We start from the raw sequence: 11,956 nt of genomic DNA, 5'->3' as shown, positions 1-11,956 counted from the left end.
CCGGCATGCTCGGCCTGACGGGCGGCATCTTCAACCTGGCCGCCAACCTCGCAGGCATCATCACGCCGCTGGTCGTCGGCATGATCGTGAGCGCGACGGGTTCGTTCGTGTGGGCGCTGGCCTTTATCGGCACGATTGCGCACCCGCACTGGCCTTCGTCGCCAACACGCTCGTCGAGGAAAACCGCCGCCAGGCCGACGATTCCGCGCAGACCATCCGCAGCGCCGCCACTTAAAAGCCGTCCGCAGATGAGGTACACGACCTGTGCATGGGCGCTCTGCGCGACGCAGATCGCTGCAGCCGAGGCCAGCGCCAGAGCCAGTGAGAAGCGCTTGAATTTAAAAAGGCGTGGGCGTTGATTCATTCTCTATCCTGTCGAGCGGATCATCGTCATTAGCAAAGGAAAATATTCTGGATAACGAATTAATATGAATCGTATCCAGATACGGCCATTTTCCTGCGGTGATCCGGAAAAAGGCGCCCGCACGGAGGCGGGCGCGAAAAGGAGAGTTCACTTGCGTGACTGGACAGATCTGCTGTTTGATCGCTGCAGCTGTCGTGATCATATTGCGGCTTGAGCGAAGCGCCCGCAATCGTAGAACTTAGAATCGGAGAATGACGCGCGGTGCTCGCCAGGCAGCAAGCCCCGCTGCCCGTATCAAAGGGTAGGGTCTGTATCGGCGAGTGCTGCGTCTGCCTTTACACGCTCGCACATCTGGGTCAACGCTTGCAGAATGAATGCCGACTGGGATTCGATTTCTTCGTTCCAGCTTCCGGCTTCCTGGAGCTGGTCGCGCAAGTCCTGACTCAAGGCGAGTAGCCCGGAATTCTCGACCACGGCAAGTGTTCCCGAAATGCGGTGAAGCAATCGTTCGAGGCTGCCGACGTCGTGATTCGCCAGCGCGTTCGCATAGGCCTGAATATCGGCTTCAGTCTGGCCAAGGAAGGCTTCGGCATAGTCGGCGGGCAGGTGCGGAATATCGGGGATATCCTGCTCGCCGCTTTCAAGGGCGTGGCTGGATGGCTGCGGGCTAAGGTCGTAGCTTGCGCGAGGGCCCGCTCCCAGTTCACGAGCCAGCACGCTGAGTGCGACGGGCTTGGTGAAGTAGTCCGCAAAGCCTGTCGCGCGTCCCTTCGCAACGTCTTCGGGGCGCGTGCTTGCACTTACGGCGTAGACGGGCATCCGCATTCCACGACTGCGGATCTCGCGCAGCAGATCGAAACCATTCATGCCGGGCATGTCGATATCGGTCAGAACAGCATCCAAGTGTTCTTTCGCCAATGTGGCGAGCGCTTCGTAACCGTTGCCGGTCTCGCGTACGTGTGCCCCCAGAACGGATAACTGATCGCGAAGCAGGCTGCGATTTAGCTGGTTGTCTTCGGCGATCAGTACACGCAGGCCGTCCAGCGGCCTCTGCGCGCTATGACTGACGCCGGGGGGGCGCGCACGACCGGCCTCGCGAGGCTGGCTCGCTGCTCCCGATGTCGTTGCCCCCGATATGGCGGCATCGAGCGCGGTCTGGATGCCCGTGCGGCTATACCTCGATACCTCCTGGCTGCCGTCCGCGCGTGTTGTGGCAAGCAACGGACCTTGTTGCCTGATCCAGACGATCGAAGCCGGTTTTGCGTACCAGTCGGCCACGGCCAGCGCATCGAATTCTTCGGTCACCACCAGGCAATCGTAGGCATCGTTGTCGCCTGCGCTGTCCAGATCCGGGATCGCGACCGGTGCGCCCGCGCTCCAGTCGAATAACTGGAGTAACGCTTCATAATGTTCTGGAGCCCGAAATAGCACAGCGATGCGCCCAGGCGGCAGGTTGTGCGGTCTGACCGCCCCGCTTGCGGGCTTCGTCGCCTTGAGCGGCAGATGGGCGCTCACGCGCGTGCCCATGTTCGGCATGCTGTCGAGCGTGATGCGTCCTCCCATGAGTTCGCATAACTTTGCGCAGATCGACAGGCCGAGACCGGTCCCGCGCGCCTGGGCGAAGCGATTCGAGCTTGCCTGCGAAAACGGCCGGAAAAGGCCTTGCTGCTGGTCGCGGGGAATGCCGATGCCGGTATCGGACACTTCGATCTCGATGCCCTGCGCGCGCCAGTGCGCCCGCAATACGACCTTGCCGGAATGGGTGAATTTCAGCGCATTGTTCAGCAGGTTATTGACGATCTGCGCCACGCGCACAGAATCGAAAGAGAGTTCGTCAGGGATGTGCCGATCGAACACCGCGTGCAGATTGAGCCCGCGTTTGCTGGCTTCGCGCGCGTGCGACGAGGCAATGCGCTCAAGCAGTTCAGTCAGCGATCCAGGGGCTTCCACGATACTCAACGCGCCGACATCGATCCTGGAGAAGTCGAGCACATCGTTGACCACCTGCAGCAAGCCTTCGGCCGAGACCTGCATGGCCCGCACGCGTTCGCGTTGCTCGGCTTGCAGCGGCCCCATGGAAACGAGTTCGATATTGCCGACCAGCGAAGAAAGCGGCGTGCGTATTTCGTGGCTCATGGATGCGAAGAACGAAAGCTTGGCTTTCGCCGCCGCATCGCTCGCGAGTTTGGCTTGCCTGAGCAACTGATTCGAGTGGTGGTGCTCGGTGACGTCGACGATGGCGCAGAACAGCACGGCCTCGTGCCTGACCTCCGCCGTTGCATACGTGATCTCCAGATGGACCGGGCTGATTCCATCGCGGTTCAGGGTAAACGGGATCTGGAATAACCCGCTTGAGTCGGGGCTTGTGTCCTGCGCGCCAAGATGAGCGTCGAGCACCGTGCGCAGTGTCGGTGGTAGCGCTGTTTCCTGTGGGCCCAGACCGAGCACGTCGCGTGCGATCTGATTCGATACGCTGATTTCAAGCGTTTCTCGACGCACGATACACAGGCCAACTGGCGTTGCGTGCACGAGGAGATGATTGAGCATTTCGCTCTCGACGGCTCGTGCGGCCTCCTCATAGGTCACGACGAGGAACCGGTAGTTCCAGTGTCGATACATGGCAAACAGCAGCACGAGGATAGCCGTGGCGACGGCGCCGACGAGCAGTAGTTCGCTTGCCATCCGATGAATCTGCTGGCCGTGCGGCAGCACGAAAACGAGGCGGCCAAAACCCGCTGCGAGCGGCGGCGAGCGCATCGCCCAGCCATAGCCCGGCACGAAGTGAAACACGCCGGCCTGGCGCGCCTGAATGCTGCGGTCGAGCCGTGCGGCGTCGGCTAGCCTGTTCGCCGGAGCACGCGGGCTGTTGAAACTGTCGAAGAAAATGGCATTGGGCATGGAAAGCCCGCGCCTGGCGCGTTGGAGCAGGGTGTTCAGGGCGATGCGCGTGAGCGCGACCGCGTAGATCCGGTTGTCTTTCGCGATCAGCGAAGCACCGACGATTTCCGGGTTCGCACCCTTCACGGCGGACGGGATCGTCAGCCAGACGACGCGCTTCTCGCGCGCGGCTTCTAGCGGAGCGACGCCTTCAGCCCGATATTGGTCCAGCACCGCGCCGATGATCGTCGATGCGGACATGGACTGACTGGGCGAGGTATCGGTCACCGCGGCCGACTGCGGATCGATGTAGCGGTACGCTGTGCCGTCGGCCACGGCGATGACCTCGATCGACGGCATCTGGCCCGCCGCGATTAAAACGTGGACCGCTTCATTGCAGCTTTGTTGCACGATCAGGTTGCCGGGGCCGCCAGCCTGCACGCGCCGGCAACGATCCTCGCCAGACTTGCCGTCATCGGCGTGGGCCGGATCGCTGGCCCGCAGGCCCAGGATGAGATTCGAGGCAGTGAGGGCGCTGCGACTCTCCAGAATCGTATCGTCAACCGCCTGTTGATAAAGGCGCGCGAGTTGCTCCTGGGCGCGCAGCGAGTCGTTCAGGCATACCAGCACAATAACGGCCGCAACCGCGAGCGTGACGAACGCCAATAACAGCACGACGAAAGAGAAGACTCGCCGTTCGCGTTGCAGGCTCTTATCTATCGAATCGAAATCGCGTAACGGTGAATCGTTGTATCGCGCAGTGGCCGGCTTTTTCATGCAAGGCCGTTGTCGCGGGCGTAGGCGATCAGATCCGCGTTGTTGGCGATATTCAGCTTTTCCATTGCCGATCTCTTTTGGGCCGCGATGGTTGCGAGCGAACGATGAAAACCGGCGGCGATTTTGGTCAGCGAATCGCCGCTCGCGAACAGGCGCACGACTTCAATCTCCTTCGGCGAAAGCGCGCTCGTGCGTGCATCGGCCCGCCCGCCGGCGCTGGCAATCCTGCTGGCGATGGCTGCCGAAAGATGCCCTGACGCCACGCCGGAAATCGCGTCGAGACAGGCGCGTCTCAGAACTTCAGGATCTTCAGTTTTCCCAACGATTGCCGCCACGCCTTCCGCCTGAATGCACGAGAGCAAGCCTGGATTCGTCAGCATGGTGAACACGACGAGCGGCGTGTCAGGAAAGCGGCTTCTGATTCGCTGGATCAGGCGCAGGCCGTCCTCGCTGCCTTGCTCGCGCTCCATGGCGAAGTCGGTGACCACGAGATCGAAGCGGCGACGCTCCAGCGCGTCGAGCAGTTCCTTGCCGGATTGGCACATCACAACTTCATGAGCGCGCAGAGGAAGCAGAACGTCCTTGATCGCGAGCCGGATCATCGGATGATCGTCTGCTATCGCAACGGTTGGGGCCGTACGGGGAGTTTGGGAAATCGAATTCAAAGCGGGAGCGGTGCAGGGCGATTATGGGGTCGGTGCCCACAAACAGGACGTCGATCGACGAGGCCGGACCGGATGGAAAATTTTTGAGACATGGAGTTTACCCGAGCTTTACTTTTTCTAGCACTTTCGTTCACCTTATTATTTGGGGTCGCAGAGTGAATTCAAGCTACTCAATCATCGGATAATTCGACCGCGGGCGATCATCACGCAACAGGCGCAAATACGCCGCCATTTGGCGTACGCAGTAGCCGATAAAAAAGGGATTCGCCGCTAAGCGGCGTTGAAATCAATGTGCCTTGTACGTGGAGGCTGTCGAACTGGCGCAGCCACGAGAGTTGGCCGTCCGTCTCGACGCCATCAATGCCCACGGAGACACCAAAATCACGGGCAAGGCTCACCACGCTCGCCACGATTGCCGCAGACGTCTCATTGGCCGGAAGGTTCTTCGTAAAGCGCTGACCGAATTTGAGGCCGCTGACCGGCAACGTGATCAGGCTCGACAGCGACGATGGCGTGATGCCGAAATCGTCGAGCACGATGGCAACGCCCACGCGCCGCAAATCGGCCAGGCGTGCGATGAGCGTCTGCGTCATGTCCTCAAGACGCGGTTCGGACATTTCAAATTTCAGGTTTTCCGGACGGATCGCATGCCGGCGAATGCAGCGGGTAGCCATTGCCTTCAAATCGCTGCCGAGAATATGTTCCAGCGAGATGTCGATCGACAGCGCCACCGGTTCCGGCGTGCAGAGTCGCCATCGAGCCAGTTCAGCACATCCTTGGTCCAGGATCTGTTCGAGTTCTCGTGCCGGGAAGTCTGATGCGTTACCGGTTGCTTTTGACGGAACATGGGGCCCGCCATACCAGTGCGCGATCGCTTCCGCGCCTTTCGGTGCGCCAGAGCGCGCACAGACAATGGGTTGGTAAGTCAGCTTCAGCGAGCCGACCGCCGCGTCTTCTTCGAATGACGGCTGATCCGGGCTGAGCGGGACCATGCGCGATTGCGCTTCTCTTATCTTACCGCTCCGCTGGCAATCAACCATGTCCCGTCTCCCCGGTCTGAAATTCATTGTTATTCGAGGATATTGGGCACGCTGCGTGGGCGCTATCACATAAATTAGAAACACCTGGATGGACCTCCAGACGTCTGGCCACGAATTGCGTTTTCTGATTCCTGTGATAGTGAGCCGGACTCCCGTTGCGTAAATTTCCCTGTCTGCCGAAACGTTTGAAATGCGCATAGCGCCAAGCGCGATATGCCGCCTACTGGAAGGGATCTGCACGAATGAACGGGAACCAACGAAGCACCGCACGCAAACTGGCGTTGATTGCCGTGATGGCGGGCGCCGGCCAGGCGCAGGCACAGGCCGTCTGCGAGAGTGGCTGGGCGCGTATTTCACCCGGCGCAGGTTACGGTTTTGGATTCTGGATGGAGGTCGCAACGCGCTCGACGGACTACGCTGGCGAGCGGCCCAATCCCTACGATCTGCTCTACACGGTCAAGTCTCGGGACACTGCGACAGCCAGGCGTCATCCCGACGCGATCGATTCAGCAGCGGTGCATTCGAGCGTTGCCAGCAACGTCGACGGTGTATTGGGCCGGCTCGAGAGCACCGGTGCAATGACACGCGTGCTCGGCGTCAACGAGCCGGTGCCAATGATGATTTTTACGGGGGCGATTTCCAGTCGTGGTTCGTCAGGATTGCCAGGTTTCGATCGATCAATCCCCTTCGACATGCCTTCACCGGTCCTGTAGTGCTAGCCAGTGGCTCCCGCTTCGCTTGTATTTCATTACAGCCTTTCTTTTTCATCATCTGAATTTATGAATTGTTATCCGCGCAATCTGACCGCATGGGTCAAATCGCGACGCTATCTGCTGGTTGGCGCAATCCTGCTGGGCATTGGCACGCCCGCTTTCGCCGCGATAGAGCGCACTTCGCTGGAACACGCGGCCGATTTTCTTTCGTGGATCGTGCTCGCCGTTGTGCCCGTCGCGGGCATTTACGTTTTCTGGATGCTGCATATCCTGCCGGAGAAAGTGGCCAGAAAGAAGCAGCATCCGCAAAAAGAGGCCATTCACGCGCTGTGTCTGCTTTCGCTGTTTTTTGGTGGCCTGCTTTGGCCGCTGGCATGGCTATGGGCGCACACCAAGCCGGTGTTCTATCGCGCCGCTTATGGTACGGACAAGGCTCTGCCGGATGACGATAAGGACGTGGTCTAAATGGAAATCCTGATTCTAGGTCTCTACGCCTTGTGCGTCTGGCTGATTTTCTTCAAGTTCAAATGGCTGCCGTGGAACGTCGTCAGCATGGTGGTCGCGTTCACGATCCCCATCGTTGCGCTGACGTCGCTCGTGCTGACGCTCAACGTAGTTGCGCCGTCCACGCACGAAGTCCGGGTGATGGGCAAGGTGCTACAGGTCGTGCCTCAGGTGAAAGGCCGCATCATCGAAATTCCGGTGGAAGGCAACCGGCACTACCGCAAGGGCGATGTTCTGCTGCGCATCGATCCTGCGCCCTATGAACTGACGGTGGAGCAACTCGAAGCGCGACTGCATGCGGACGACGCCGCCGTCGCCGAGGCCGAGGCGTCGGCCCGTCAGCTTGAGGATTCGGCGCGCAGTCAGGCCGGCAAGGTCAGCACCGTGGCGGCCTCACTGGCGCTCGCCCGTCAAAGGCTGATCGAGCAGGACGCGCTGTTTGCGGCGGGTGCCGGTTCGAAATTCGATCGCGACGACGCCATGGCGCGCCAGCACGAACTGGAAGGCGAGTGGATCAGCGCGAACGCCGAGGAAGCCGCGACGAAGGCAAAGCTTTCCGCGACAAGCCAGGGCGAATTCGCCGCGATTGCCGCGGCGCGCGCTCGTCGGGCAGAAACCCTGAGCATGCTCGAAAACGCCCAATGGCAGCTTGCGCAGACGGTCTATCGCGCGCCTGCCGATGGGCAGGTGGTGAATCTGCAGGTCCGTGTTGGGACGATGCTGGTTCCGCTGCCGCTGACACCGGCATTCAGCTTCGTTGAGGACGACGAGGAACTGGTCGCTTTCTACGACCAGAACGAACTGTTCAATGTTCGTGAGGGCGATCCGGCGGAAGTGTACCTGCCGACGAGTCCCGGAACGATCCTCGAAGCGAAGGTGGATTCGATTGTCTGGGCCCAGTCGCAAGGCCAGTTCGCGCAAGGCGGCATGTTGCCGAATACCGGCGCGGCCGCGGTCAGTCCCAATCGATTCGCGGTCAAACTGAGCTTGAGCGGGGAATCGCAGGGTCGCAGGTTGCCGGTGGGTGCGATCGGCGCGGGCGCCATTTATACCGACCACGTCGAGGCGATACAGATCATCCGTATGGTGTTCGTGCGCGTGAGTTCGAGGTTGAACTATCTCGTGGTCAAGCTGCATTAAGGGAATGAGCGCGATGCCATCGATCTTTAACAAAGCGTTAATCCTGTCGATCACAATTCCAGTCGGACTCCTGAACGCCTGTGCGCTCGACAAGCCACCGGCAGCATCGGATCTCGCACTCCATGCGATGGGAGCGTCGGGCGAGCATCGGCAATGGGCCAATCAGGCGGTGCAGGGCGACCCAGCTGACGGCTGGCTTGCCGGCTTCGGCGATGACGAGCTGAACCCGCTGGTGCGCGAGGCCATGACCCACAACGGCGATCTGGCGATCGCCGCCATTCGTGTGCAGCAGGCAGAAGCCCTCGTCGCCGTGCAAGACAGCGCGCTGCTGCCCAATGCGGGGGCCAGGGGGCGCGGCGGCCAGGCCGAGTCGCAGATTGTTTCGGTCGGCGCGAGCTGGGAACTGGACCTGTGGGGGCGTATTCGCGCGCAGGCTCGCGCGGCGAACTCTCAACGTATCGCGTCCCAGGCCGACTATGTGTGGGCGCAACGCGTGGTGGCGGCCACCACGGCCAAAGCCTGGTTCGCGTTGATCAAATGCACGCAACTGGAAAACACGCTCGGGCAGATCGTCGGCATCCAGGCGCAACTCGTCGATATCGAGGGCCGCCGGGTGGCGATTGGCGCGGCGCCGCAATCGGAACTCGAGCAGGCGCGAAACACGTTGCGCGAGAATCAGGACGCGCTCGCCAAAGCCACGCTTGCCAGAAACCGCGCGGCGCAGGCGCTGGAATTGCTGCTGGGCCGCTATCCGGCTGGGGAGATGCAGGCCGGTGCGGCGTTGCCGACGTTGCCGGCCGCGCCGCCCGCGGGCTTGCCGGCCAGACTGATCGAGCGCAGGCCCGACATGATCGCCGCGTATGAGCGTGTTGCGGCGGCGTTCGACCAGCGTCAGGCTGCGCAGGCCGCGCGTCTGCCCACCGTCTCGATCAGCGCGGCCATTACCGGCATCCGCAGCAACGTGCTGTCCCTCGTCGATTCTCGTAGCCCGATCGCGGGTGTCAATGCCTCGTTCCTCGCGCCCATTTTCACGGGAGGAAAGCTTAAGGCACAGGCCGATTATTATTCGGAAGAGCAGAAGGCGGTAATCGTCGCCTATGACAACAGCGCGCTGGAGGCACTGAGCGAAGTCGAGGCAGGCTTGCAGGCCGAAGCGAGTTTGTCTGCCCGCGCAACGCAATTGCAGGCGCGCGTGCAGGAGTGTCAGGTTTTGGAGAGCCAGGCGGCGACCCGTGCGAGAATCGGCTCGGCGGACGAACGTCAGGTCCTGCAGGACCGGCAAGCAATGTTGACGGCGCAGATGGATCTCGTCGGCGTACTAAGTGACCAGCTTGCTCAACGGGTCGATTTGCTGCTCGCGCTGGGCGGCGACTGGCAGCGTGCGGCTGTTGCCAGTGCGAACACGGATGACGCTACGCCAGCCGCTTTCCCGATCGCAGCCAAGGGGGTAGACCGTGACGATATGCTCCGGCAGGGCCGATGAGAGCACGAAGCGGCTTGAGCCGCGCGCAGGCGCTGTAGCGCCCTCCAGGAGCGCATGCCTGCTCGCGCTGCTATGGCTCGGCTTTGCACCGCAGGCGCAAGCGCAGGAATTCTCGCTGTTCGGTGGTGGCTCGCGCGCCAGCAACATCAACACCTACACCTGGGCCTTTAACTATCAGGAAGGCCTGGGCAAGAACTTCGCGGCCAGTTTCACCTGGCTTAACGAAGGACATATTCCCGATCATCATCGCGACGGCCAGCTTGTGCAGTTCTGGGCGCGCGTGCCGGTGGGAAGCCCGCAGTTCGTGCTGCAGGCAGGTCTTGGCCCTTACCGCTACTACGACACGACCACGGCCCAGCAAGGGGGCAGCTACTCGGACGTGCACGGCTGGGGCATCGTGTATAGCGTTCGCGCTTCCTGGTACGCCTCCAGCCGCTGGGTCACCCAGTTGCAACTGAATCGCGTTCACGTGCAGCGTGGCCCTGACTCCACCGGCGTCATGCTGGGCGTGGGGTATCAACTGGACGCGCCCGACACGCCAGGGCCGCGCGCATGGGCGGCAGGTTCGTCGGCCAACGTGACACAGAACGAGGTCGCCTTATATGGCGGCAAGACGATCGTGAACTCGACCAGTTCCCCCGCCGCGTTGGCCGGCGCCATCGAGTACCGCCGGGGTCTCGCGCGGTATCTGGACTGGACCTTCGGCTATCTGCACGAAGGCAGCAGCAAAATTGCGCGCCGCGACGGCCTGACCAGCCAGCTTTGGCTCACGCGGGCGTTCATCGACGACAAAGTCACGCTGGGTGTCGGCGCAGGAGCGTACTACGCGATCAACGAAAACGAGAACAGCGAGTCGCCGGGACCGGGCGCCGGAAAATTCTCGGGTCTCGTCACGATCGCCGGGTCGTACCGCTTTGGTCCTCACTGGGACGCGCGGCTCGAGTGGAACCGCGTCGTGACACGCTATGACCGTGATACCGATGTGATTCTGGCCGGTATCGGCTATCGCTGGTGATTTTCGGCAATAGTCCTGAAGCGCCGATGTTCGGCCTGAGGAACCTGCGAGCCGCCCGTAGTCCAGATGACATGGGTTGCGCTTCGCATGTCGATTTCATGTTCGCGCACATACGCTTGCCCGGCAGGCGTTTCGCTTAGCCAAATCGGTGCGCCTGCTGCTGCAGCGGAAGACGGTTCGATTTCCACGTCCAGCGCCGTGTGTAGCGCAAGCAGGTGAGCGTAAAGCTGTGCGTCGGAAACAGTCAGGACTCCAGATAGCTGGCTGGCCATCAGCGGTGCTGCGAGCGTGGAGGCCAGGCCGACCGCCAGGCCGTCGGCATCGGTACGGTTGTCGAGTCCGATGTCGTAGACGGACAGTGGCGCATCGCCTCCAGACGCCAACTGCACCAGCATGCACGGCGATGCAACGGGCTCGGCGAAGAAACAATGCACATGCTCGCCAAACAGCGCCTTGAGGCCGAAGGTGATGCCGCCCGGCGCTCCGCCAACACCGCAGGGCAGATAGACGAAAAGCGGGTGCGCCGCGTCGACGGTGCGGCCAGCATCGGCGAGCTGCTGCGCCAGATAGCGGGCAGCCGTCGCATAGCCGAAAAAAAGCATCTCGGAGCGTTCGTCGTCGACGAAGTAGCCGAACGGCGATTCGAGCGCCTGCTTGCGTCCGGCTGCCACCGCTTCGGCGTAGTCGCCGTCGTGCTCGACCACGCGCACGACGCGCTCGCGCAGCCGCGCCTTCTTCCAGTCCTTCGCGTCGGAGGACATGTGCACGATCGCGTCGAAGCCGAGTGCCTTGGCCATCACGCCGATGCTCAAGCCGAGATTGCCGGTACTGCCTACGCCGACCGTATATCGCGCAAACAGCGCACGCGCTTTCTCGCCCGCAAGGACACGAAGATCCGCATTGGCGTCGATCATGCCGTCTTCAAGGGCGATGGACTCGGCCAACGCGAGGATTTCATGAAATCCGCCGCGCCCCTTGATCGATCCGGTCACGGGGAGCGCGTCGTCGCGCTTGATGAACCAGGCGTCGTTTGCGTGGGCTTGCGCTCCCAACGCGTGCCGCAGCGGCTCGGCCGGCATGAGAGGCGATTCGATCTGGCCACCGGTGGCCACGAGTGCCGGGAACAAGGTGGCCAGGAGCGGCGCGAATCGCGCGAACCGGGCTTCTGCGTCGGCGATCAGTGCGGCTTGTGGCGCCGATGCCGGCAGCGGCTGACCCAGCCTGGGATTGAGCCAGAGTAGAGGCTGCCGGGCCTGGAGATTCTTTAGCAAGGCCGGATCGAGAATGGCTTCCATAAGAGCGGTTAATCCATGGAAAGATGAAGAAGCGGCCATTCTGGCGATAAATCTGCTATAAAAACAGCGACCATTTCTAATCA

At 61.6% G+C, this 11,956-nt stretch carries 9 protein-coding genes and 1 pseudogene; 6 read left to right on the top strand and 4 right to left on the bottom strand.

All coding sequences use genetic code 11. The annotated features are described in order from the left end of the window. Positions 1-140 (top strand): annotated as a pseudogene (locus tag VG320_RS31235) (MFS transporter); the annotation flags it as partial. A 518-nt stretch (positions 141-658) separates the two neighbouring features. Here VG320_RS31235 and VG320_RS26365 read toward each other — a convergent pair. The 3 genes from VG320_RS26365 to VG320_RS26355 all read right to left on the bottom strand — a co-directional run bounded on the left by VG320_RS26365 (position 659) and on the right by VG320_RS26355 (position 5,675). Continuing rightward, positions 659-4,018, bottom strand: a complete 3,360-nt coding sequence (locus VG320_RS26365) for an ATP-binding protein (protein ID WP_327203008.1) — start codon at positions 4,016-4,018, stop codon at positions 659-661. Continuing rightward, on the bottom strand, positions 4,015-4,683 hold the full coding sequence (locus VG320_RS26360) for a response regulator transcription factor (protein WP_327203007.1): 669 nt from the start codon (positions 4,681-4,683) through the stop codon (positions 4,015-4,017). Before VG320_RS26360 ends, VG320_RS26365 begins: the two co-directional genes overlap by 4 nt. A 203-nt stretch (positions 4,684-4,886) precedes the next feature. Beyond that, positions 4,887-5,675 (bottom strand): EAL domain-containing protein, encoded by a 789-nt coding sequence (locus VG320_RS26355; protein WP_327203006.1) that lies wholly within the window; start codon positions 5,673-5,675, stop codon positions 4,887-4,889. Positions 5,676-5,965: 290 nt separating this feature from the next. Between VG320_RS26355 and VG320_RS26350 the strand changes: the two genes are divergently transcribed. The 5 genes from VG320_RS26350 (at position 5,966) to VG320_RS26330 (ending at position 10,578) form a co-directional block, all read left to right on the top strand. Further along, positions 5,966-6,436: a hypothetical protein gene (locus VG320_RS26350; RefSeq protein WP_327203005.1), complete on the top strand. Its 471-nt coding sequence runs from the start codon at positions 5,966-5,968 to the stop codon at positions 6,434-6,436. A 66-nt stretch (positions 6,437-6,502) separates the two neighbouring features. Then, a complete protein-coding gene (locus VG320_RS26345) occupies positions 6,503-6,901 on the top strand; it encodes a DUF3302 domain-containing protein (protein ID WP_327203004.1) in 399 nt (132 codons plus the stop codon). Beyond that, a complete protein-coding gene (locus VG320_RS26340) occupies positions 6,902-8,080 on the top strand; it encodes an HlyD family secretion protein (RefSeq protein WP_327203003.1) in 1,179 nt (392 codons plus the stop codon). A gap of 4 nt (positions 8,081-8,084) precedes the next feature. After that, positions 8,085-9,563 carry a TolC family protein gene (locus tag VG320_RS26335; protein ID WP_327203002.1) on the top strand — a complete coding sequence of 493 codons (1,479 nt, stop codon included), beginning with the start codon at positions 8,085-8,087 and terminating at the stop codon, positions 9,561-9,563. 58 nt (positions 9,564-9,621) lie between these two features. Then, on the top strand, positions 9,622-10,578 hold the full coding sequence (locus VG320_RS26330; protein WP_414696125.1) for a hypothetical protein: 957 nt from the start codon (positions 9,622-9,624) through the stop codon (positions 10,576-10,578). Here the strand turns inward: VG320_RS26330 and VG320_RS26325 are convergent. Further along, positions 10,566-11,873 (bottom strand): D-serine ammonia-lyase, encoded by a 1,308-nt coding sequence (locus tag VG320_RS26325; protein ID WP_327203000.1) that lies wholly within the window; start codon positions 11,871-11,873, stop codon positions 10,566-10,568. The two genes, VG320_RS26330 and VG320_RS26325, sit on opposite strands and share 13 nt — an antisense overlap. Between the last annotated feature and the right edge of the window lie 83 nt (positions 11,874-11,956).

This window comes from Paraburkholderia sp. (genome assembly GCF_035948235.1).
Taxonomy (GTDB): Bacteria; Pseudomonadota; Gammaproteobacteria; order Burkholderiales; family Burkholderiaceae; genus Paraburkholderia.
This window is presented reverse-complemented; position numbering and strand designations above follow the sequence as displayed.

Excerpts from the sequence above, each read along its gene's own strand:
- VG320_RS26365 (WP_327203008.1), bottom strand. The coding sequence starts at position 4,018 with ATGAAAAAGCCGGCCACTGCGCGATACAACGATTCACCGTTACGCGAT.
- VG320_RS26355 (WP_327203006.1), bottom strand. The coding sequence starts at position 5,675 with ATGGTCCCGCTCAGCCCGGATCAGCCGTCATTCGAAGAAGACGCGGCG.
- VG320_RS26350 (WP_327203005.1), top strand. The coding sequence starts at position 5,966 with ATGAACGGGAACCAACGAAGCACCGCACGCAAACTGGCGTTGATTGCC.
- VG320_RS26345 (WP_327203004.1), top strand. The coding sequence starts at position 6,503 with ATGAATTGTTATCCGCGCAATCTGACCGCATGGGTCAAATCGCGACGC.
- VG320_RS26340 (WP_327203003.1), top strand. The coding sequence starts at position 6,902 with ATGGAAATCCTGATTCTAGGTCTCTACGCCTTGTGCGTCTGGCTGATT.
- VG320_RS26335 (WP_327203002.1), top strand. The coding sequence starts at position 8,085 with ATGAGCGCGATGCCATCGATCTTTAACAAAGCGTTAATCCTGTCGATC.
- VG320_RS26325 (WP_327203000.1), bottom strand. The coding sequence starts at position 11,873 with ATGGAAGCCATTCTCGATCCGGCCTTGCTAAAGAATCTCCAGGCCCGG.